Source organism: Nocardia jiangxiensis NBRC 101359 (genome assembly GCF_000308615.1).
In the GTDB taxonomy this organism is placed as follows: Bacteria; Actinomycetota; Actinomycetes; order Mycobacteriales; family Mycobacteriaceae; genus Nocardia; species Nocardia jiangxiensis.
Genome location: NZ_BAGB01000010.1, coordinates 79,242 through 100,619, shown reverse-complemented (window position 1 = coordinate 100,619; position 21,378 = coordinate 79,242). Strand labels below are relative to the sequence as shown.

The following is a 21,378-nucleotide window of genomic DNA, read 5'->3' as shown; positions in this document are numbered from 1 at the left end:
CCACTAGCCCGCATCCCCCGCGACTTCGGCGGGGCTGTCGGTCAGGAGACAGGCGCCAGCGGGCGGGCGCGATCGGATGCGAGCAGGACAGCGATCGTGCCGAGCAGGGTTCCGGTGATCCAGCGCTGAATCCGCAGCCAGAGCGGGCGTTCGCCGAGAAATCCGGCGATGGCTCCCGCACCCAGGACGATCAGGCCGTTCACGGTGAGCGCGACGACGATCTGGATACCGCCCAGGCACAGGCTCTGCAGCCAGATCCGTCCGTGTGCGGGCACCACGAACTGTGGGATCAGCGCCATGTACATGATCGCGATCTTCGGATTCAGCAGGTTGGTCAGCAGTCCCATCCCGAACAGCCGCCGCGCCGAGTCCGCCGGTAGCGCACTCGGCGCGAACGCCGATATTCCCCCGGGCCGCAACGTCTTCCACGCCAACCACCCGAGATACAGCGCCCCCGCCAACTTCACCGCCACATACAGCTCCGGCACCACCGCGAACACCGTCGTGATCCCCGCGGCAGCAGCCGTCAGATAGACCAGGAACCCGACCGCGACCCCACCCAGCGACACCAGCCCGGCCCGTCGCCCCTGCGACACCGTCCGCGACACCAGATACATCATGTTCGGCCCCGGCGTCAGCACCAACCCCAGCGCAGCCACCACAACCCCGACCACCGCAGTCATCCCGATCATGCCCCCATACTGGCCCGCTCGACCCGCTGTTGTCGCGGTCCAATCCGAACCCACTGGCCCCCAGGCGGATATCCGATTCGTGACGCCGGGCCGAACTCCGACGCCACGAATCACCCACCGCCAGTTGTCTTCCGGGCCGCACGGCTCGACACCCCCGCTGCCTCTTCCGGTCTACGCCCATGCCGTCACCATGGAGGACATGCCCCAGGTCTCCGGCACCACCGAGGAACTCCACGTTCCGGATGAAGTCGCACCCGGTCAGGTCATTCTGCTCAACGGCGTATCCAGTTCGGGCAAATCCAGCATCGCGCGGCAACTGCTGATCGATCTCGAGCGCCCCTTCTTCCATATGGGCGTCGACATGATCGGGGCGATGCGTTCGCAAACGCGAACCCACGAACTCGACCCGACCGCACTCACCGAAGTCCTGCGACGCACCCGAGCCGGATTTCACCGAGCGGTCGCCGCAATGGCCTCGGCAGGCAACGACATCATCATGGACCACGTCCTGAGCGAACCATGGCGCCTACGCGACTGCCTGACCGTCTTCGACGGCATCGACGTCGTTTTCGTCGGCGTCCACTGCTCCCTCGGCGAACTACAGCGCCGCGAACGCGAGCGCGGCGATCGCCCCGTCGGCACCGCGGCCGAACAGATCGAATCGGTCCACGCTCACACAATCTACGACCTCGAAGTCGACACCAGCACCGACACCTCGCAGACCTGCTCGAACCGGATCAAGAAGTTCCTCGACCAAACCCTGTCGCCTCGCGCATTCGATCAGCTCCGAGCCACACCGGGCACGGCCTGAGCCAGGTGGTCCAGTTGGGTTGCGGTGGTGTCCCAGTCGAGGCAGGCGTCGGTGATGGACTGTCCGTAGGCGAGGTCGGCGGCGTGGCCGAGGGTCAGGTCCTGGCGGCCCGCGACCAGGAAGCTCTCCATCATCAGACCGACGACGCGGCGGTCGCCCGCGGCGAGCCGCTCGGCGATATCGGTGACGACATCGACCTGGCGGTTGTGGTCCTTGTTGCTGTTGCCGTGGCTGGCGTCGACCACGACACGCTGGGGCAGCTGCGCCTTCTCCAGTCGCAGGCAGGCTTCTGCGACGGAGGCGGCGTCGTAGTTGGTGCCGTTGCTACCGCCGCGCAGGATGACGTGGCAGTCCGGATTTCCGCTGGTGCGGATCAGCGCGGACCGCCCGTCCAGGTCGGTCCCCGGGAAGACGTGGCTGGCCCCGGCCGCCCGCACACCATCCACGGCCACCTGCACGTCACCGTCGGTGCCGTTCTTGATCCCGACCGGCATGGACAGCGCGCTCGACAGCTGGCGATGCACCTGACTTGCCGCGGTACGCGCACCGATCGCCCCGTAGGAGACCAGGTCGGCGATGTACTGCGGGGTGATCGGATCGAGGAATTCGCAGGCCACCGGCAGCCCGAGCGCGGTGATGTCGACCAGCAGCCGACGGCCCAGTCCCAGACCGGTGTTGACGTCGAACGATCCGTCCAGGTGCGGATCGTTGATCAGGCCCTTCCAGCCGAGGGTGGTGCGCGGCTTCTCGAAGTACACCCGCATCACCACGTGCAGCCGGTCGGACAGTTCGGCGGCTTTGGCGGCCAGTCGCCGCGCGTAGTCCATCGCGGCCGCGGGATCGTGCACCGAGCACGGTCCGACGATGACCATCAGGCGGTCGTCGTCGCCGTTCAGCACGTCCACGGTAGCCTTGCGGCCCGCCCGGACGACGTCGGCGAGGTCGTTATCGATGGGGTGCGCACGTCGCACGTCGGCGGGCGAGAGCAGCGGGCTCACGCTCAGTGTGCGACGGTTGTCCAGATCGGCAAGGGGATTCGCGGCGGCATCGGCTGCGATGGTCATCGTGTGGGTTCCTGATCTCTAGGCCGGCCCACCGAGAGGAAATACCCGTCGAGCCGGTAGTCCGGCTCGGGGTGGATAGGTCAGCGCGGTTCACCGACCGGCCCACCCGGGGCCGGGGAGATAAACCAGAAATACACGCGCTGCACGTCGCCGACAGTAGCACAGCGCAATTGCATGGCCGGTCGACCCCGGCACGTCGGCCGACGCGGTCCGACGCGACGCGCGATTCGCGAAAGTGGCGGACAGTCGGCGCTGCAACCAGCCCCAGCAGCGCAAAAGTGGTGCACCGAGACCGTTACCGGACGCACGACCGTGCCGGGTGGCGGGCCGCCGCCCGAGAACACGGCGTCACATTTCAGGTGCGTCGTGCATCACGCACCGGAAGCCGAGATGGCAGGTGGCGGTGTCCTCGGTCTGGCCCTGCCGAGCAGCGGGCCGGTACCGAAGGCAGTAGTCGGCCGCGCACAGGAACGATCCGCCCTTGACAACGTGTCGCGAAAAGCGTTGTGGCGCTGCTATTTCGGATGCACTCATCTGTGGGGCGCAACAAGTCGGCGGATGCTCGGGGTGGAAGTGGTCCACGGTCCACTCCCACACGTTGCCGGTCATGTCGTGCAGTCCGTACCCGTTGGGCGCATAGGTGCCGACCGCCGTGGTGCCCGGTCTCCGGGCCTGCCCCCGGCCGGGATGGAATTGCCACGGAAACGCGCCGACCCAGATATTGGCCATGCGTCGGCCGGTGGGTTCGAACTCGTCACCCCAGACGTAGGTGGCCCCCGCCAGTCCGCCGCGGGCGGCGTACTCCCATTCGGCCTCGGTCGGTAACTGTTTCCCGGCCCAGGTCGCGTACGCTGCCGCGTCCTCGTAGGCGACCTGGGTGACCGGGTGGCGGTCGAGCCCGTCGAGTGTGCTGCCGGGCCCGCGCGGATGCCACCAGCACGCGCCGGGCACATACCGCCACCAGCGACGCCAATCATCCAGTGGCACCGGTCTTTCGGTGGGACGGAACACCAGTGCACCCGGAACCAGGTCCCGCGGCCCCGCACCCGGATAGTCCTCGGCCGCGGGCGTGCGTTCGGCGACCGTGACGTATCCGGTCTGCCGCACGAAGCGCGCGAACGCGGTGTTGGTCACCGGATGCTGGTCGATCCAGAACGAATCGACCCGCACTTCGCGCACCGGCCGTTCCTCGGGGAAGAAGTCTTCCGATCCCATCGCGAAGCTGCCGCCGGATATTCGGACCATGCCGCGGTGTGGCCGGGCACGGGTCTCGGTAGCCACGGACTTCCGCCTCAATCGCGCGAGAATGCCGCGGCCGCAGCCATTTCCAGGTCCTGGTAGGGCTTGCCGCTGACATCCTCGATGACCTGGTGCATGGTTCCGCCGATGAACGGGAAGGGTGAGTGATAGCGCACGGAAACGGACTGCCCGTTGTCGCGACCGACGCGGATTCCCTCACCGACGCCGGAGAACACCACGGGCTGAGTTCGCATGTCGTCGAAGGTGCCGACCGGGTTCTCATCGATGTACAGGACGGCCTCACCGGTGGGGGTGAAGTTGTCGCCGCGGGTTCCGCGACGTTCGTAGCGGATCCCGAGGATGTGGTCGCCCAGCGGTACCGTCCGATCGGAGATGACGGTCTGTTCTTCCTCGCCGAGGAAGTTGTACGTGTAGTACAGATGGCCGTCCTTGACGTACAGGGTGTGTCCGCCGAGTCGGCCGCCGTGGGCGAACAGCACCCCCTCGGCATCCGCCTCGTCGATCGTCGTCTCTGCCAGCAGCGCGAACGACCGTCCCCGGATCTCCAGCGCCGCACCGGGTCCCACCTCAGCGATGTCCGGATAGTAGACGGCGCTGTCCCGGCTCGCGGCGTACGTCGGGCGGTAGCGGGTCAGCGCGGAAATGATGTCGAGATCGTTGAGCGGCATCCCGTTGTATTTCGCGGCCTCCGAGAACCACAGCGCCTTCATCTCCTCGAGCTTCTCGGGATGAACGTCGGCGAGGTCGTGCATCTGACTGCGGTCCTGCTCGATGTGGAACAGCTCCCAGCGGTCCTGGTCGAAATGTCCCCAGCCGGACGGGCAGGCCGCGTGGATTGCGTCGGCGAACCACCCGCGATGCCAGATACCGCGCGTGCCCAGCATCGAATAGAACTGCGTGTGTTTGCCGACGTCCGCGTTCGCGTCGTCGAACAGCGCCCGGAAGTTGTTCCCTTCCAAGGGACGCTGCCGCACGTTCTTCACCGTGTCCGGGGGTGTGATGCCGAGCAGGTCGTAGACGGTCGGGGTGATATCGCAGACGTTGAGGTACTGATGGCGCGTCTCGCCGCGGGCCGCTACCCCGGCGGGCCAGGCCATGAGGCAGGGGTCGGCGATGCCGCCTTCGTGCGAGGCGTATCGCTTGTAGAGCTTGTACGGGGTGTTGAAGGCCATGGCCCACCCGATGCTGTAGTGGTTGTAGGTGGTCGGCGACCCCAGTTCGTCGAGCTTGGCCAGACTGTCCTCGATGGTGTCGAGGTAGCCGTTGAAGAACTTCATCTCGTTGACCGAACCGTTCGGACCGCCCTCACCGCTGGCTCCGTTGTCGGAGAAGGCGACGATGATGGTGTTGTCCAGTTGGCCGCTCTCCTCGAGGTAGTCCAGCAGCCGGCCGATCTGCGCGTCGGTGTAGGACAGGAATCCCGCGAAGACCTCCGCCTGCCGACTGAACAGGTGTTTCTCGTTCTCCGACAACGAATCCCACGCCCGTACGGTGTCCTGCACCGGCCACGGCTTGCCGTCCGCGCTGGTGGCCGTCGCATACGGGTTCATGGGTGAGAGCTCGGTGTTCGCCGGCACCAGACCCATGCGCTTCTGGTTCTCCAGCACGATCTCGCGATACTTCTCGTAGCCCATGTCGAACCGGCCGCGATATTTGTCGGCCCATTCGCGCGGCACGTGATGCGGCGCATGCCCGGCCCCCGGGCACAGGTAGGTGAACCACGGCTTGTCGGGGGCGATCACCTTGGCATCGCGGATGAATTCGATCGCCTTGTCGGCCAGGTCCTTCGACAGGTGATAGCCGTCTTCCGGTGCGTACGGCTGCGAGATCGGGTGGTTGTCGTAGACCAGATTCGGATACCACTGGTCGGCCTCTCCGCCCAGGAACCCGTAGAAGCGATCGAATCCGCGCGCCAGTGGCCAATGGCGTTTGGACGCGGCCAGATTCTCCTCTTCCAGAGGTGTCATATGCCACTTTCCGACCGCGTACGTATTCCACCCACGCTCCGCGAGAACCTCCGAGCACAGCGCGGTTTCGGCCGGTATGCGACCGCACATGCTCGGGAACCCGTCGGTGAACTCCTCGATGGTCGCCATCCCGACCGACGTCGCATTTCTCCCGGTCAGCAGGGAGGCGCGAGTCGGCGAGCACAGCGCGGTGGTGTGGAACTGCGTGAACTGCAGACCGCTGTCGGCGATCCGTTTCATGGTCGGCATCTCGACCAGACCGCCGTAGCAGTCCCAGGTCCCGATCCCGATGTCGTCCCACACCAGATACAGGACGTTCGGCGCGTCCTGCGGTGCGGTCGGCTCCGCGAAAGGCAGCCAGTCAGGCTCCGAATCGCGGATATCGAGCGAAATTTTCCCCTCGAACTTCCTGGCCATCATCCACCTCCGGTGACGAGAACAGCGCAGAGCCATGCCCCTTCCGGACATGGTTGTCCGGCTGTTCGCTGATCGGCACCTTCGGTACGAGTGAGCGTACGACGCGCGTCACCGCATGTCACCAGGTTGATTTTTCGCCGGCGGGCGGCGAACGCCGGCGTCTGCGACGCACCTCTCGCGCACTCCCGGCGCGGGACGGCGCAGGAGCCCGGCCGGGATCGAAAGATCCTGTGCCGGGCCACATTTCGCCGACTCTCAGCCGAGCATGCCGGGCTCGTACCCGCCCGCGGGCGTCTGCACGATCACGTTGAACCGGTTGTAGGCGTTGATCACCGCGATGACCGAGATCAACGCGCCGATCTGCTCGTCGTCGTAGTGCTTGCGCACCTGCTCCCAGACCTCGTCGCTGACGCCGGTCTGCGCGTCGGCGATCCGGGTGCCCTCCTCGGCCAGGGCCAGGGCGGCCCGCTCGGCCTCGGTGAACACGGTGGCCTCACGCCAGGCCGCGACCAGGTTGAGCCGCACCCAGCTCTCGCCGTCCGCCACCGCGTCCTTGGCGTGCATATCGGTGCAGAAACCGCAGCCGTTGATCTGGCTGGCACGCAACTTCACCAATTCCTGGGTGCGCTTGGGCAGAGTCGACTGATCGAGCACCTGTCCGACGGCTCCCAGTCGCTTGATGACCTTCGAGACGACCTCGATTTCGAATGCGTTCAGGCGAGCTTCCATGTCTGTGTCCTCACTCTCGCTGTTGCCGCCACATCGGCGGCGCTACACCATGAAGACGTCGCAACCCGCTCCAGTGTGACAGCCCGAAAAGTGAGCTACCTCACCCGTCAGTCGAAGTGGTACGCGACCTTGGTCAGCTGTTCGGACAGGTCCCACAGGCGGCGGGAGGTGACCTCGTCCTTGGAGGCGGCCGAGGAGGTGCTCGGGCCCGGGTGGCCGCGCAGACCGCCCAGGCGGTTCGGGCCGTAGTAGCCGCCGGGTTCGATGTCGGCGGTGGCCGCGTAGAGGCTGGGCAGCGCGCCCATCTGCGCGCTCTGCGCCAGGATGCGGTTGCCCAGCGGCATGATCACGCTGACCAGGGATTCGGTGTGGAACTGCAGATCGGTCGCGGCATATCCGGGATGGGCGGCGACGGAGATCTTCGACGAGCCGTGCGCGCTCAGGCGTCGCTGCAATTCGCGGGCGAACATCAGATTGGCCAGTTTGGCCTGCCCGTACGCCTGCCAGCGCTGGTACCGGCGGTGCTCCCAGTTCAGATCGGCCAGATCGATCCGCCCGATCAGATGCGCACCGCTGGACACGGTGACGATCCGGTCGGAGATCTTGTCCAGCAGCAGGCCGGTGAGCGCGAAATGACCGAGATGGTTTGTGCCGAGCTGCATTTCGAAACCCTGCGCGGTGCGCCGCAACGGCAGCGCCATCACTCCGGCGTTGTTGATCAGCACGTCGGCGGGGCCGACGGATTCGGCGAATTCGCGCACCGAATCCAGATCGGCCAGATCCAGCCGACGTACCTGCGCCCGTTCTCCGATGGTGTCCGCGACCGCCCGCGCCTTCACCTCGTCGCGACAGGCCATGATCACTCGCGCGCCCGCACCGGCCAGCGCTCGCGCGGTGACCGCACCCAGCCCGCTGTTGGCGCCGGTGACGATGAACGTCCGGCCGCTCTGATCCGGGATGTCGGCAATATCCCAATCACTCACGCTTCAAAGTCTAGAACCCCGCCCCCGGGCGCGTCCCGGCCCACGATCCCGCCGAACGGTCGAACTGCACACCCGGAGCACGATGAGATAGGGTTGCCTAACCTATGCAACCGGCGTCCCGGGTTGCATCGTGACCGTGAGGCAGGACCTGTGACATCGACATCGACGGCACGCGACGGATTCACCCCCATTCCCGCCGAATTCGCCGAGACATATCGCGCGGCCGGGTACTGGAACGGCCAACCCCTCGGTGAACTGCTGCGCGAGGCGGCCCGGCGGTGGCCGGATCGTCCGGCGCTGCTGGACGAGTCCGCAACGCGCGACTATCGCGAACTCGACGCCGAGGCCGACCGGATGGCGCACGGCTTCCTCGCCACCGGCATCGAGCCGGGCGACCGGGTGCTCGTGCAGTTGCCGAACGTCCCGGAGTTCGTGGTGGCCCTGTTCGGTCTGCTGCGCGCCGGGGCGATCCCGGTGCTGACCCTGCCCGCACATCGTCGCGCCGAAATCGAGCATCTGGCCGAATTGTCCGGTGCGGTGGCCTATCTCACAGCCGATCGGGTGGGAGATTTCGACCATCGCGAACTGGCGACGCAGGTGCGGGATCGGGTGCCGGGGCTGCGACAGGTGTTCGTGGTCGGCGATCCGGGACCGTTCACCGCATTGGACTCGCTTCCCCGCGAAGGGGATTCCCTGCCCGAAGTCCCGTCCTCGGCCATCGCGGTGATGCTGGTCTCCGGCGGGACGACCGGTCTGCCCAAACTCATCGCCCGGACCCACGACGACTACGGCTACAACGCGCGCGCCGGCGCCGAGATCTGCGAATTCGGCCCGCAGGACGTCTATCTCGCGACTCTGCCCGCGGCGCACAACTTTCCGCTGTCCTGCCCGGGGATCCTGGGCACGATCGCGACCGGCGGGTCGATCGCCCTGCTGTCCGATCCGAGTCCGGAAAGCGCCTTCGCCGCCATCGAACGGCATCGCGTGACCGTGACCTCGGTCGTCCCGCCGCTGGCGCAGTTGTGGTGTGCCGCAACCGAGTGGGAGGACGCCGATCTGTCCTCGCTGCGGTTGCTCCAGGTAGGCGGGGCCAAACTCGCCGAGGCGAACGCCCGCACGGTGCGTCCCGCGCTCGGCGCGGCCGTGCAACAGGTGTTCGGCATGGCCGAGGGCCTGATCAACTACACCCGCCTGGACGATTCCGAGGAAATCGCCTGCACCACCCAGGGCCGACCGCTGTCCCCCGCCGACGAGATCCGCGTCGTCGACGCCGAGGGCAACGACGTCCCGGCCGGCGAGGAGGGCGAACTGCTGACCCGCGGGCCCTACACGCTGCGCGGTTACTACCGTGCGCCGGAACACAATGCACGTTCGTTCACCCCCGACGGCTACTACCGCAGCGGGGATCTGGTGCGCCGGCTGCCGAGCGGACATCTCATCGTGTCCGGCCGCATCAAGGATGTGATCAATCGCGGCGGGGAGAACGTCTCCTGCGACGAACTCGAGGAACATCTGCTCGCCCACCCCGCGATTCGGCACGCCGCCGCCGTCGGCCTACCCGATTCGACACTGGGCGAGCGGGTCTGCGTCGTCCTGGTCACCCAGGGCGACAACCCGACCCTCGCCCAGCTCAAGCAGTTCCTCACCGATCGCGGCCTGGCCGCGTTCAAACATCCAGACCTGGTGCACTTCTCGACCGGGCTGCCGCTCACCGCGGTCGGCAAGATCGACAAGAAGGCACTGCGCGCGTCACTGTGAGGGCCCGCCCGCCGCGGCCGCAGATCATGCGGCCGCGGCAGCGATCACGCCTTGACCACGTACGGGGCGACGCTGCGGAGTTTCTCGCAGGTCTCCTCGAATTCCCTTGCGGGAGTGGACTGGGACACGATCCCGGCTCCGGCGCGCAGCCAGGCGCCGTCGGGAGTCTGATAGACCGCGCGCAGCACCAGCGTCGCCTCGAGTGCGCCGGTGCCCGAAACGGTCACCACCGCACCCGAATACAGCCCACGCGGATCGTGGTCCAGCCGGAACACCGCATCGACGCCGTCACGCTTGGGAATTCCCGACGCGGTCACCGAGGGGAACAGCATTTCCAATGCCTCCCAAGGGCTTCGGCCGACATCCAGGCGACCGCGCACCGTGGAGGCCAGATGCTGCACGCTGCCCCGCTCGCGCACGGCCATGAAATCCGAGACGACCGTGGTGTCCGGCGCGGCGACCGCGGCGATCTCGGTGAACGAGGTCTGCACCGAGATCGCGTGTTCGACGATCTCCTTCGGATCGGCCACCAACTCGGCGCGCGCGGCCGCGTCGGCCTCCGCGCCGCAGCCGAATGCCCTTGTCCCGGCCAACGGTTCGGTGGTCACCATGCCGTCCCCCTCGACGGAAACCACCAGCTCCGGACTGTATCCGGCCGCCTCCAGCCCGCCCAGCCGCAGCAGGAACGAGCGCGCCGGGGTGTTGTGCACCCGGCCCAGCCGATAGCTGGCGGGCACGTCCACCGGGAACGGCAGCTCGACCCGGCGCGAGAGGATCACCTTCTGATAGCAACCGCCGCGGATCTCGTCGACCGCCGCACCCACCCGGTCTCGGTAACCCGTCGGATCGACGGAGGTGTCGACCGGATGCGCCCGGGGCAGTTCGGTGTCCTGCGCGGCCTCGATCAGCTCGCGAATCTCGGCGCTCTCGGAATCCGTTGCGCCGCTGACCCGCACGCCATCGGCATCGATGCGCACCTCGATCCGCGGGATCATCAGATGAGCCAGCGGCGTGCGCTCGGGCAGATGCGCGGTCGCTTCCAGCGCCCAGGCGCAGAACTCGAATCCGATCCAGCCGTAGGCATTACGCCCGGCCAGCGGCAGACCCGCCAGCGCCCGATCGATCACATTCGCCGGACGCCCCTCCCACGGCTGCGCCGAATTGCTCCCATCCCACCCGATCCGCAGCTCGGACGCGTCGAGTTCGACGCTGCCGACGGGATCGGCCGCGAACACCCATTCGCCGGGGCGCTCGTACATCACGTACTCCCCGAACCGATCACAGGCAGCCAGCGCGGCCATCGCCGCGGCCACGTCGAAGCCCCCGGCACCGCCGCCATCCGCGGTGATCATCGCCTCCGGACCCTCTTGATATCCGATCCGCACGCGGTCGTCCGTGGTCGACACCGATCCTCCAAGGTTATGCTTACCTAATCAACAGAAGTGAGGTTAGCATTACCTGACCAAATTTGGTGGTGGGCCCGACGCGGATACAGATCGGGCGAACTCCTCGCCAACCTCCTGCGGGAAAGGCATCGGGCGGGCTTCAATGAAGGTGGCGTCAGATGTAGGAGGTCCCCACCATGATCGATCACCGCCCCGACGCTCCGGCGCCACCCGCCCCGGGCGGCGCCCCGCAGTCGGTGGTCGCCCTCGTGGATGCCGGTTCCCCGGTGGAGCGCGAGCTGATCGGCGGCTGGCTGGCCGAGGGCGGTATCGATGCGGAATTCGGCGTCGACGCCCCGGTCACCCAGCTCGACCTGGATGCCGAGGCGGTGGCCCTGCGATTGGTCGGCCGCCGGGACGATCCGCTGGTGGTGCCGATCCGGGTGCTGTGGCTGCCCGCGGAGCGAGATGGCGTGCGGCGCATGACCTTCGCCGATCTGGCCACACTGAGCAATCCCCGCAAACCACACCGGCTGCTGCAACGGCGCCTGGTCCACAAGGCCCCCGACCGCCACCTGGTACTCACCGGGCAACCCGCCCGCCTCAGCGAGCTGCGCGCGAACAATCCGGCCGTCGCCGGATCCGCGGATCCGTTCGCCCGCGCCATCGTGCGGGCCGGGATCGTCGCACTCGAACGGGCCGAACGCGCCGTCATCGGCGATCGCTACAAGGTGCCGCGCCTGGTCGCGGAGGAGATCCTGGACTCCCCCGAATTCCTGCGCCGCCTCGACCGCATCGCCGACGACACCGGGGCGAGCCCCCGCGAGGTGTACCGACGCGCCGAGCGGGCGCTGCGGGAACTCGTTGCGGCACAGAGCCGTCTGGTCTCGGATCTGTTCACCCAGGCCATGCGACCGGTGCACGCCTCGGCCTGGAAGGTCGACTACGACCGGTCCGGTCTGGCCGAGTTGCGCCGGATCAATCAGGGGCATCCGCTGGTGTTCCTGCCCTCGCACCGGTCCTACGTAGACGCGTTCGTCCTCGGTGATGCGCTGGCCCGCAACGACTTCCCGCCCAATCATGTGATCGGCGGCGCGAATCTGCGGTTCTGGCCGATGGGCCCGATCGCCCGGCGCACCGGCACGGTGTTCATCCGCCGCAGCTTCGGCGACGACGAGGTGTACAAGGCGGTTGTCGAGGAGTACTTCGCCTACCTGCTGGCCAAGCGGTTCAATCTGGAGTGGTACTTCGAGGGCGGGCGCACCCGGACCGGCAAACTCCGCCCGCCGCGCTACGGCCTGCTGAATTATCTTGCCGCGGCGATTCGTTCACGCCGGATCGACGATGTGATGCTGGTGCCGGTGTCGATCACCTACGAGCGGCTCAACGAACTCGGCGCGATCGCCAGCGAACAAGCCGGGGGCGTCAAGAAGCCCGAGGGTCTGCCCTGGTTGGCGCGCTACATCCGCAATCAGCAGCATTCGGCCGGGAACGTGTACATCCGCTTCGGCGAACCACTGTCCGCCCGAGAACGCCTCAGCGCGTACGGAGATCCGCTGCTGCCCGCCGCCCCCGCGACCGATCCGGCCGCACCGGAGGTCGACGTCCAGGAGCGAAAGGCCGTGCAGCTGTTGGCCTTCGAGGTGGCCGTCGGCATCAACGCGGTCACCCCGATCACCGTCAACGCGCTGGTCACCCTGGTCCTGCTCGGCGTGCACGAGCGCGCGCTGACGCTCGGCGAGGTGCGCATGGCGCTCGAGCCGGTGCGCGGCTACATCCGTCAGCGTGGTCTGCCCAGCGGCGAATTCGACACGGTGGACGACGATTTCGGTCTGGCCGCGGTGCTCGAACAACTCTCCCTCGCCCGCGTGGTGACCGTCTACCGGGGCGGCGTGGAGCCGGTGTACTCGATCCAGACCGGCGCCTACCTGGAGGCGGCGTTCTATCGCAACAGCGCCGTGCACTGGTTCGTCAACCGCGCCATTCTCGAACTGTCCGTGCTGGCCGCGGTCGAAGCCCCCGAGGGCGAACAGCTCGACGCCGGATGGGAAGCGGCCTACCGGCTGCGCGACCTGTTGAAATTCGAATTCTTCTTCCCCGAGCGCACCGAATTCGCCGCCGAGATGACCTCGGAAATGCTTCTGGCGGACCCGAATTGGCGAGATCGCACCGCCGACGGCACGGTCGGGACCGATGTTCTGGCCGCCTTCGCCGATACCGGATTCATCATGGCCCACCGCGTCCTGCGGTCGTTCTTCGACGCCCAGCTGGTCGTCGCCGAACGTCTGGCCGCCCGGGAACCCGCGCCCCTGGACCGCAAGGAGTTCATCGACGAATGTCTGGCGGTCGGGCGCCAGATGCTGTTGCAGCAGCGCCTGCACAGCCCGGAATCGGTGTCCTCGGAATTGTTCGCCAGCGCGGTGAAACTCGCCGACAATCACGGACTGCTCGATCCGGACAGCCCCGATCTCCCCGCCCGTAGAAGGGCCTTCGCCGACGAGCTGGTCGTCATCGGGGCACGCATCTCCCGCGCGGCGGCCCTGGACCCGTCGAATCGCACGGAGGGGCCATGACCGCCTCGGCCACAGCGGATTCCGGCGCGACGCACACGCTCGACGAGGCGATCGCAGCGGTACGCTCCGGACCGCAGGGGCCGCGGATTCCGGCCGTGTTCGATTTCGGCGGCACCGTCGTGCACGGTTTCACCCCCGACTCGGCGCTCGGGCGGTTACTGCGCCGGGGCAACCGCGCCGACCTGACCGCATCGCTGCGCAACACCATTCGCGGATCCCGGGCCGAGGGTGAATATGAGCGGTTCCTGCAGCGGGTGATGCATCTGTGGGCCGGACACACCGAGTCCGAACTCACCGAGCTGGGCGCCGAACTGTTCCGCGACACCATCCACGGGCATCTGTATCCCGAGGCGTGGCGGCTGATCCGGGCGCACGAGGCCGCCGGGCACACACTGGTGCTGGCGACCAGTCTGTCCGCGTTCCAGGTGCGGCCCGCCGCGACGGAACTGGGTTTCCAGCACGTCCTGTTCACCCGCATGGCCGCGCGCGAGGGCGTACTCACCGGACATGTGGAGGGAAAACCGCTGTGGCGCAACGGTAAGGCCGATGCGGTGCGCCGCTTCGCGGCCGAGCACGATCTGGACCTCTCGCAGGGCTACGCCTACGCCGACGCCGCTCCCGACATCCCCCTGCTCGAACTCGTCGCACATCCGACGGCGGTGAATCCGGGCCCGCGGATGTCGATGCGGGCCGCCGAACAGGATTGGCCGATCCTGCGTTTCCGTCCCCGGGACGACGTCGGTCCACGCGATATCGCCCGCACCGCAGCGGGTTTCGCGGGATTGTTCGGCGGCGCGACGGCCGGTGTGGCCACCGCCGCGGCCACCCGGGACCGACGCCGGATGGCGGACTCGATGATCACCCACGCCGCGGGCGGCACCCTCGGCGCGACGGGCGTGCACATGCGAATCACCGGCGCCGAATACGCCCGCGCACCCCGGCCCGCGGTATTCGTATTCAATCATCAGAGCCAATTCGACATGGTCGTCCTGGCCGCGGTCCTGGGCTCGGGCTTTACCGGAATCGTGAAGAAAGAGGTGACCAGCAATCCGGTGTTCGGGCCGCTGTTGCGTTTCGCGGGAGCCACTTTCATCGATCGATCCGATACCGTCGGCACGCGTGCGGCGCTCGCGCCGGTGGTGGAAACCCTGAAGAGCGGGTTGTCCATTGTCATCGCCCCGGAAGGCACCCGTTCGCTGACGCCGCGAGTGGGCCCGTTCAAGAAGGGCGCATTCCATATCGCCGCGCAAGCGGAAGTGCCGATCATTCCGGTGGTGATCCGCAATGCCGGGGAAATCGCCTGGCGCAATTCCGCGGTGGTGCGCGGTGGCGCGGTGGATGTGGCGGTGCTACCGCCGATCGACGTGAGCAGCTGGAATCCCGCCGATATGACCGCCGAGATCGAGCGGGTGCGGCAACTGTTCGTCTCGACCCTGCTGGACTGGCCCGTGCCCGACGAGCAGCCCGCGCACCCCGTCCGGGGCCTGACCGGACCTTAGACCTGCCGACCGAGCAGCAGCTTCCACGGCATCGCCGCCGACTCCAGCTGCACCTTCAGGCTCATCTTGGACGCGCCCTTGGTGCGTTCCTCGAAGCGGATCGGCACCTCGGCGATGGTGATGCCCTTCTTGATGGTCCGATAGTTCATCTCGACCTGGAACGAGTACCCGTTGCTGCGGATCGACGCGACGTCGATCGCGCGCAGGGTGTCGGCCTGCCACGCCTTGAATCCGGCGGTGGCGTCCTTCACGCCCAGCCGCAGGATCAGGTTCACGTAGAAGTTGGCCCACGCCGAGAGCGCCTTGCGGTACCACTTCCACTCCTCGGCGGTCGAACCGCCCGGAACGTACCGCGACCCGAGCACCACACCCGCCCCGGAGGTCTCCAGCTTGTCCAGCATCGCCGGAATGACCTCGGCCGGATGGGACAGATCCGCATCCATCTGGATGACGATCTCGGCCCCCTCGTCCAGCGCACGCGTGATACCCGCGATGTACGCGCGCCCGAGCCCGTCCTTCTCGGTCCGATGCAGCACTCCCACCACATCGGGCAGCTCGGCCGCGAGCTTGTCCGCGAGCTCACCGGTACCGTCCGGCGAATTGTCGTCGACGACGAGAATATGCAGGTCAGAAACCGGCAGCGAGGTCAGCCGCTCCACCGCCACGGGCAGGTTGTCCCGCTCGTCATAGGTCGGCACCACAACGGTCACCTTCAAGGGTCAGCCTCCCGCTCGTTCACGCGCGCGTGTGTACACCCCTGACCGTAGCGGTCCCGCCGCCAGACCACCTCAGCGGGCCGGACCCGCGAGTTGCATTGTCGGAGCTAGTCGGCGTCGCGGGCATCCTCGCGGGCATTGCGGGCCCGCACGATCTCCAGGGCTCGCTCGGCGGTGGCCTTGTCCGGGTAGGGCCCCATCCGATCGGCGAACCAGCACCGTTTGCTCTGCTCGGCCCGACGATGTTTCAAGCAGTAGAACCAATCCGACCCGGAGTCACCCATGCCCCGATGATCCCACCCCCGCAACCCCACCGACACCCACACCCCGCAACGAGATCCACACCTCGGAACATCATCCGTAAAGTGAAATCCCACACGACGAATCATTCGAAATGAAAACCTCACCAAATACTCACACAAGAAATAAATGACACAACAACAGTTTCCAAAATTACAAACAACCAGCAACGACACAATTTGTTGCCATCCCCAACAAGGCATTACCTGATCGCCAGCGACACCCACACCGCCCAACTCAGCGACATCACCGGATACTCGAGGGCAAGAGGCGAAGCCCCAACCAACCGCAACAACTGATCTGTCAAGACATGGGTAACTCACCAGGTATGCCCAAAAGGTGATCCCACGCGAACCGCCGCCCCGAAACAAAAAATCCCGCGCTCCCGACGACACGCAAAAGTCGCAGGGAGGCGGGGGAGTGGCCAGGGCCGGGATCGAACCGGCGACCTTCCGCTTTTCAGGCGGACGCTCGTACCAACTGAGCTACCTGGCCGGGGCACCCGACATGAATGCCTATACAGTCTTGCGACCCTGACGGGACTCGAACCCGCGACCTCCGCCGTGACAGGGCGGCGCGCTAACCAACTGCGCCACAGGGCCTTGCTCTGCTCTCAACGGTGTTGCCACCGTACCCCCTACGGGATTCGAACCCGCGCTACCGCCTTGAAAGGGCGGCGTCCTAGGCCGCTAGACGAAGGGGGCCCGCCGGATCTCTCCGGTCCGTACCTCAACGGCTTCCGTTGGGAGCTGGGATAGCTTATGACAGCTCCGGCGAGAAACCCAAATCGCCTGGTCAGGGGCTCGCTGAGCCGACGTTGAGGTCATCCGGCCGTGCACTGGCCCGCCAGCCGACCACCCGGAACTCCTCGAACCACTCCGCGGTCCCCATCGCCTCGACGATGATCTCCAGCGCCTCGGTGAACCGCATGCGCATGTCGACCGGGCCGCCGACCATGTCGGTGACGTAGCGCTGCCCGGCCAGGGCCGCGGTGAGGGTGCGGGCGAACTTGTCCGGGTCGGCGTCCGGGCGCAGCTGCTTCTGATCGATCGCGCGTACCGCCAGCATCCGGATGGCGCGGCCGAGGATGCGCCCGCCGCCGGCTTGTACGTCGCGATGGAATTCCGGTTCGATGATCAGCCGGAACTCCGCCTGGATGATGATGTCGTTGTCCAGGCGCAACGCGACCTCGTCGAGCATCCCCCGCAGTATGTCGAGGGGGCCGAGATCGGTTCTGCCGAGCCATCGTTCGATGCTGGTCCGGTACCGTTCGACCGCGGCGTCCAGCACCGCGCGCGCCAGATCCTCCTTGGAGTCGAAGTGGAAGTACATCGCGCCCTTGGTGGCGCGGGATCCTTCCAGAATGCGGTTCAACGATGCAGCGGCATAGCCGCTTTTCCCGAATTCCACCGCGGCCGACCTGATGATCGCCGCGCGAGTCCGGCGGGCCCGCTCTTGCTGCCGTGCCATGCTCGAAACGCCTCCGAAGCTACTTACCGCCGCAGGACTCCCATTGGGGAACAGTCCTCGATGCGAGTTATGAGATTTTTTAATACCGAGATTCGGGCTACTGCCCGGTTTTTCAAACTCTGAGTACGAAAAGTCGCGGGAAAACCTGAAACACACCGGCTGGTATAGTTCTCCGCGCCCGGGTGCGCCGCAGGGGGTGCGCACCCGGCGTAATGGTCCTCTCGGATCTGCCTCCTGCGACGGAATCTCCAGGGCGCCGCGAACGGCAGGGCCAGTCGCGACGCAAGCGGGCTCATCATCCATAGGCGGAATCCCCTCCCACCGGGCGCAGCCGGTTCTTTCGGAATTCACCGACAGGTCACCGTACTCCGTATCGATGTCGATCGGAGCATCTACCGGAAAGTCAGTTCGCCAAATCCGCTTTCCGAAGTTTGCGGCAAATCTTCGGTTACCATTTTCTCGCGCTGTTCCTTTCGCGAATTCCACCATCCCACAGCACAGTTCGCCACCGCCACACCCCGGCGGCCGCACACCACCTCCGGCCGAATGCGCCACCCCATCGGCGGGCCGCCTGTCGGGCCGATCCCTCGACACTCGCACCTCCACTACCAATTTCCTTGCCACGCACCGTGATTGGTTGATATTTACACACTTCTCCGCTGAAACAAATTGGAAGTCAACGGGATTACCCCCCACATCGCGAAACCCGTCCGAGCGCGAACCGGGCCGCGCGGGTGCGCCGCCGGAGCCCGATCGACGACCCCGTCGGGCGGGCCGGCGCCGGCGCAGATTTGCGGACACCGGCCGCGGAACCGCCGGCAACCCGTGCCGACCAGCGCAGATCATCCGATCGGACACCCGAGACGGATACCGGTTACCACTTCCGCGAGCCGCACATTAGACTTGCCACCCGCGCCCCTATAGCTCAGTTGGTAGAGCTACGGACTTTTAATCCGCAGGTCCCAGGTTCGAGCCCTGGTGGGGGCACTCGGGTCCGCCGGAGCACACGCTCCGGCGGATCTTTCGCATCTGTGACGAGATGCACTGTGGCCGCGACTTATCCGCCACAGGAGCGATTCTGTGGCTAATATTCACTTCACTCGAGGACCTCGAACGAGCGCCGACCGACGACACGCTCGCCGAACCTCAGGCACGTACCGGCAACCATGCGGGCTAACAAGACCGCCGCCCGAAGCGATGATCCCCACGACGGCTCCGCTCCGCCTACACTCGGAGACGTCGGCTCCCACGTTGTGCCAGCTCACAATCGGGGACCCGCGGGGTCCATCACCTGATGGCAAACCCCGTCCGATGCGTTTCGCATCACACCTACGGTGCCGTAAGGTATGGGCCGCAGTGCCAGGGCCGCGAGGCCGATGGACCAGTGGGGCGACTAGCACGATGGCAGGACAAGACCGAAGGGCGTAAGTATGGCAAGGGATCTGACTCAACTCGAGCTGCTCACGGAGTTGGAGCCGGTTGCCGAAGAGAACGTCAACCGTCACCTCTCCATGGCCAAGGAGTGGCACCCACACGACTACGTGCCGTGGGACGAAGGCCGAAACTTCGCGGCGATGGGCGGACAGGACTGGGATCCGTCGCAGTCCACTCTCGGTGAGGTCGCCAAGGCGGCGATGATCACCAACCTGCTCACCGAGGACAACCTCCCCTCCTACCACCGCGAAATCGCCGAGAACTTCTCCCAGGACGGCGCCTGGGGCACCTGGGTCGGCCGCTGGACCGCCGAAGAGAACCGCCACGGCATCGTCATCCGCGACTACCTCGTCGTCACCCGCGGCGTCGACCCCGTCGCCCTGGAACAGGCCCGGATGATCCACATGACCAACGGATTCGCCTCTCCCACAGAGGTCGACGCCGGATTCCTGCACTCGGTCGCGTATGTGACCTTCCAGGAGCTGGCAACCCGTGTGTCACACCGCAATACGGGCAAGGTCTGCAACGATCCGATCGCCGACCGCATGCTGCAGCGCGTCGCCGCCGACGAGAACCTGCACATGATCTTCTACCGCAACATGTGTGGCGCGGCGCTGGACCTGGCGCCGGACCAGGCGCTCGACGCGATCGCGCTGATCCTGGAGAACTTCCAGATGCCCGGCGCGGGTATGCCCAACTTCCGGCGCAACGGTGTGCTGATGGCCAAGCACGGCATCTACGACCTGCGCCAGCACCTCGAAGAGGTCGTTCAGCCAGTGCTGAAGAAGTGGCGGATCTTCGAACGCGAGGACTTCACCGCGCGCGGTGAGCAGACCCGCGACCGCCTGGCGACCTTCCTGGACAAGCTGTCCAAGGATGTGACCAAGTTCGAGGAGCAGCGCGACCGCATGCTCGCCCGCGAGGCGGCCAAGCGCGAACGCGAACTGGCCACCGTCTCCGTGAGCTGAACCGATCCGACAACGGGTCCGGTGGTCTCTCGCACGATCGAGACCACCGGACCCGTTCTCGATCAGCCCTTCGTACCCAGCGCTGACCACGTGATATGGGCCACTGAGCGGCGAATGCGAGAATGGAATCCATGACTGCGGTGATCGAGGCCAGGCCCCAGCTGCGGATCGGTCCCTACGCGGTCGATCCGCCGGTCGTGCTCGCGCCGATGGCCGGGATCACCAATGTCGCGTTCCGCACGCTGTGCCGGGAGTTCGGCAGTTCCACCGCGATCTACGTGTGCGAGATGATCACCGCGCGTGCGGTGGTCGAACGCAACGAGAAGACCCTGCACATGATGGCGTTCGGGCCGGACGAGAGTCCCCGCTCGATGCAGCTGTACGGGGTGGATCCGAAAACCCTCGGCGAGGCGGTGCGGATCATCGTCGGCGAGGGCTGGGCCGATCACATCGATATGAATCTGGGCTGCCCGGTGCGCAAGGTCACCCGGCTCGGTGGCGGATCGGCGCTGCCGTACAAGCGGCGGCTGTTCGCGAACATCGTGCGGGAGATGGTCGCCGCCGCGGGCGAGGTTCCGGTGACGTTCAAATTCCGCGTCGGCATCGATGAGGATCATCACACCTATCTGGACACCGGCCGCATCGCCGAGGCCGAGGGCGCCGCCGCAGTGTCGCTGCACGCGCGCACGGCGGCCCAGCTGTACTCGGGCAAGGCCGACTGGAGTGCCATCACGCGGCTGAAGGAAACCGTCACCACCATCCCGGTGCTCGGCAACGGCGATATCTTCACCGCCGACGACGCCCTGCGCATGATGGCCGAAACCGGTTGCGACGGAGTCGTTGTCGGCCGCGGCTGCCTCGGCCGCCCCTGGCTGTTCGCCGAGCTGTCCGCCGCACTGCGCGGCGAACCCGTGCCCGAGGGCCCGGCACTCGGCCGCGTCGGAAAGATCCTGATCCGGCATGCCGAACTTCTCGTCGAACACGACGGCCACGACAAGGCCATGCGCGATATCCGCAAACATATGGCCTGGTATTTCATGGGCTTCCCGGTCGGCTCCGAACTTCGCCGGAAATTCGCCACCGTCTCGAGCCTCGACCAGATCCGCGAGCTGACCGCCCAACTCGACCCCGCGGCGCCCTTCCCGACCGAGGCCGCCACCGGCCCCCGCGGCCGCCAGGGCTCACCCCAGGCCAAGGTCTCGCTCCCCGACGGCTGGCTCGAGGACCCCGAGGACGACACCGTCCCGCAGGCCGCCGACGTGATGCACAGCGGGGGCTGAGCGAGTCCGCCTTTCCGCCGCCGAATCCCCTCACCTCGGCTGCGTACACGCCCGAAACGGCTGCGTTCAGCT

At 66.7% G+C, this 21,378-nt stretch carries 16 protein-coding genes and 4 tRNA genes; 7 read left to right on the top strand and 13 right to left on the bottom strand.

Going from position 1 to position 21,378, the window contains the following annotated elements; translation table 11 throughout:
• Nucleotides 1–41: 41 nt before the first annotated feature.
• Complete coding sequence (locus ON40_RS03170) at nucleotides 42–692, bottom strand: LysE family translocator (protein WP_040818252.1); 651 nt, start codon at nucleotides 690–692, stop codon at nucleotides 42–44.
• Between the two features lie 79 nt (nucleotides 693–771).
• On the opposite strand from ON40_RS03170, the gene ON40_RS03165 reads away from it, so the two are divergent.
• On the top strand, nucleotides 772–1,503 hold the full coding sequence (locus ON40_RS03165; RefSeq protein ID WP_218008725.1) for a chloramphenicol phosphotransferase CPT family protein: 732 nt from the start codon (nucleotides 772–774) through the stop codon (nucleotides 1,501–1,503).
• On the opposite strand, the gene ON40_RS03160 is transcribed toward ON40_RS03165, so the two are convergent.
• The 5 genes from ON40_RS03160 to ON40_RS03140 all read right to left on the bottom strand — a co-directional run bounded on the left by ON40_RS03160 (nucleotide 1,473) and on the right by ON40_RS03140 (nucleotide 7,923).
• The gene (locus ON40_RS03160; protein ID WP_051192619.1) at nucleotides 1,473–2,567 is read right to left on the bottom strand and encodes a 3-deoxy-7-phosphoheptulonate synthase; all 1,095 of its coding nucleotides are present in this window, start codon (nucleotides 2,565–2,567) and stop codon (nucleotides 1,473–1,475) included. The two genes, ON40_RS03165 and ON40_RS03160, sit on opposite strands and share 31 nt — an antisense overlap.
• 348 nt (nucleotides 2,568–2,915) lie before the next feature.
• The gene (locus ON40_RS03155) at nucleotides 2,916–3,848 is read right to left on the bottom strand and encodes a formylglycine-generating enzyme family protein (RefSeq protein ID WP_505787851.1); all 933 of its coding nucleotides are present in this window, start codon (nucleotides 3,846–3,848) and stop codon (nucleotides 2,916–2,918) included.
• Between the two features lie 11 nt (nucleotides 3,849–3,859).
• A complete protein-coding gene (locus ON40_RS03150) occupies nucleotides 3,860–6,211 on the bottom strand; it encodes an arylsulfatase (RefSeq protein ID WP_040818290.1) in 2,352 nt (783 codons plus the stop codon).
• A 255-nt stretch (nucleotides 6,212–6,466) separates the two neighbouring features.
• Nucleotides 6,467–6,940, bottom strand: a complete 474-nt coding sequence (locus ON40_RS03145; protein WP_040818248.1) for a carboxymuconolactone decarboxylase family protein — start codon at nucleotides 6,938–6,940, stop codon at nucleotides 6,467–6,469.
• A gap of 107 nt (nucleotides 6,941–7,047) precedes the next feature.
• The gene (locus ON40_RS03140) at nucleotides 7,048–7,923 is read right to left on the bottom strand and encodes an oxidoreductase (protein WP_040818246.1); all 876 of its coding nucleotides are present in this window, start codon (nucleotides 7,921–7,923) and stop codon (nucleotides 7,048–7,050) included.
• A 150-nt stretch (nucleotides 7,924–8,073) separates the two neighbouring features.
• Here ON40_RS03140 and ON40_RS03135 point away from each other — a divergent pair, with 150 nt between their 5' ends.
• Complete coding sequence (locus ON40_RS03135) at nucleotides 8,074–9,681, top strand: (2,3-dihydroxybenzoyl)adenylate synthase (RefSeq protein WP_040818243.1); 1,608 nt, start codon at nucleotides 8,074–8,076, stop codon at nucleotides 9,679–9,681.
• 44 nt (nucleotides 9,682–9,725) lie between these two features.
• Here ON40_RS03135 and ON40_RS03130 read toward each other — a convergent pair whose 3' ends face one another.
• Nucleotides 9,726–11,033: a salicylate synthase gene (locus tag ON40_RS03130; protein WP_051192624.1), complete on the bottom strand. Its 1,308-nt coding sequence runs from the start codon at nucleotides 11,031–11,033 to the stop codon at nucleotides 9,726–9,728.
• A gap of 230 nt (nucleotides 11,034–11,263) precedes the next feature.
• Here ON40_RS03130 and ON40_RS03125 point away from each other — a divergent pair, with 230 nt between their 5' ends.
• Both ON40_RS03125 and ON40_RS03120 read left to right on the top strand, forming a co-directional pair.
• On the top strand, nucleotides 11,264–13,639 hold the full coding sequence (locus tag ON40_RS03125) for a glycerol-3-phosphate 1-O-acyltransferase (RefSeq protein ID WP_040818240.1): 2,376 nt from the start codon (nucleotides 11,264–11,266) through the stop codon (nucleotides 13,637–13,639).
• Nucleotides 13,636–15,138 carry an HAD-IB family hydrolase gene (locus ON40_RS03120; protein ID WP_051192617.1) on the top strand — a complete coding sequence of 501 codons (1,503 nt, stop codon included), beginning with the start codon at nucleotides 13,636–13,638 and terminating at the stop codon, nucleotides 15,136–15,138. The genes ON40_RS03125 and ON40_RS03120 overlap by 4 nt, the downstream gene beginning before the upstream one ends.
• Here the strand turns inward: ON40_RS03120 and ON40_RS03115 are convergent.
• The 6 genes from ON40_RS03115 to ON40_RS03095 all read right to left on the bottom strand — a co-directional run bounded on the left by ON40_RS03115 (nucleotide 15,135) and on the right by ON40_RS03095 (nucleotide 17,624).
• Complete coding sequence (locus ON40_RS03115) at nucleotides 15,135–15,836, bottom strand: polyprenol monophosphomannose synthase (RefSeq protein ID WP_040818285.1); 702 nt, start codon at nucleotides 15,834–15,836, stop codon at nucleotides 15,135–15,137. The two genes, ON40_RS03120 and ON40_RS03115, sit on opposite strands and share 4 nt — an antisense overlap.
• Before the next feature lie 125 nt (nucleotides 15,837–15,961).
• Nucleotides 15,962–16,138, bottom strand: a complete 177-nt coding sequence (locus ON40_RS53065; RefSeq protein ID WP_169541810.1) for a hypothetical protein — start codon at nucleotides 16,136–16,138, stop codon at nucleotides 15,962–15,964.
• Nucleotides 16,139–16,575: 437 nt separating this feature from the next.
• Nucleotides 16,576–16,649, bottom strand: a tRNA-Phe gene (locus ON40_RS03110).
• 33 nt (nucleotides 16,650–16,682) lie between these two features.
• Nucleotides 16,683–16,756: transfer RNA gene (locus ON40_RS03105), tRNA-Asp, on the bottom strand.
• A gap of 29 nt (nucleotides 16,757–16,785) precedes the next feature.
• A tRNA-Glu gene (locus tag ON40_RS03100) sits at nucleotides 16,786–16,858 on the bottom strand.
• Between the two features lie 91 nt (nucleotides 16,859–16,949).
• On the bottom strand, nucleotides 16,950–17,624 hold the full coding sequence (locus ON40_RS03095; protein WP_040818238.1) for a TetR family transcriptional regulator: 675 nt from the start codon (nucleotides 17,622–17,624) through the stop codon (nucleotides 16,950–16,952).
• Between the two features lie 914 nt (nucleotides 17,625–18,538).
• Between ON40_RS03095 and ON40_RS03090 the strand changes: the two genes are divergently transcribed.
• The 3 genes from ON40_RS03090 to dusB all read left to right on the top strand — a co-directional run bounded on the left by ON40_RS03090 (nucleotide 18,539) and on the right by dusB (nucleotide 21,306).
• Nucleotides 18,539–18,611, top strand: a tRNA-Lys gene (locus tag ON40_RS03090).
• A 443-nt stretch (nucleotides 18,612–19,054) separates the two neighbouring features.
• Nucleotides 19,055–20,026 (top strand): acyl-ACP desaturase, encoded by a 972-nt coding sequence (locus ON40_RS03085; protein ID WP_040818236.1) that lies wholly within the window; start codon nucleotides 19,055–19,057, stop codon nucleotides 20,024–20,026.
• 131 nt (nucleotides 20,027–20,157) lie between these two features.
• Nucleotides 20,158–21,306 carry a tRNA dihydrouridine synthase DusB gene (gene dusB, locus ON40_RS03080; protein ID WP_040818284.1) on the top strand — a complete coding sequence of 383 codons (1,149 nt, stop codon included), beginning with the start codon at nucleotides 20,158–20,160 and terminating at the stop codon, nucleotides 21,304–21,306.
• The last annotated feature ends 72 nt before the right edge of the window (nucleotides 21,307–21,378 follow it).

What these genes read in the sequence shown, in the direction of transcription:
- ON40_RS03170 (WP_040818252.1), bottom strand. Translation starts at nt 692, where the DNA reads ATGATCGGGATGACTGCGGTGGTCGGGGTTGTGGTGGCTGCGCTGGGG.
- ON40_RS03160 (WP_051192619.1), bottom strand. Translation starts at nt 2,567, where the DNA reads ATGACCATCGCAGCCGATGCCGCCGCGAATCCCCTTGCCGATCTGGAC.
- ON40_RS03150 (WP_040818290.1), bottom strand. Translation starts at nt 6,211, where the DNA reads ATGGCCAGGAAGTTCGAGGGGAAAATTTCGCTCGATATCCGCGATTCG.
- ON40_RS03145 (WP_040818248.1), bottom strand. Translation starts at nt 6,940, where the DNA reads ATGGAAGCTCGCCTGAACGCATTCGAAATCGAGGTCGTCTCGAAGGTC.
- ON40_RS03130 (WP_051192624.1), bottom strand. Translation starts at nt 11,033, where the DNA reads ATGATCACCGCGGATGGCGGCGGTGCCGGGGGCTTCGACGTGGCCGCG.
- ON40_RS03125 (WP_040818240.1), top strand. Translation starts at nt 11,264, where the DNA reads ATGATCGATCACCGCCCCGACGCTCCGGCGCCACCCGCCCCGGGCGGC.
- ON40_RS03120 (WP_051192617.1), top strand. Translation starts at nt 13,636, where the DNA reads ATGACCGCCTCGGCCACAGCGGATTCCGGCGCGACGCACACGCTCGAC.
- ON40_RS53065 (WP_169541810.1), bottom strand. Translation starts at nt 16,138, where the DNA reads ATGGGTGACTCCGGGTCGGATTGGTTCTACTGCTTGAAACATCGTCGG.
- ON40_RS03095 (WP_040818238.1), bottom strand. Translation starts at nt 17,624, where the DNA reads ATGGCACGGCAGCAAGAGCGGGCCCGCCGGACTCGCGCGGCGATCATC.
- ON40_RS03085 (WP_040818236.1), top strand. Translation starts at nt 19,055, where the DNA reads ATGGCAAGGGATCTGACTCAACTCGAGCTGCTCACGGAGTTGGAGCCG.
- dusB (WP_040818284.1), top strand. Translation starts at nt 20,158, where the DNA reads ATGACTGCGGTGATCGAGGCCAGGCCCCAGCTGCGGATCGGTCCCTAC.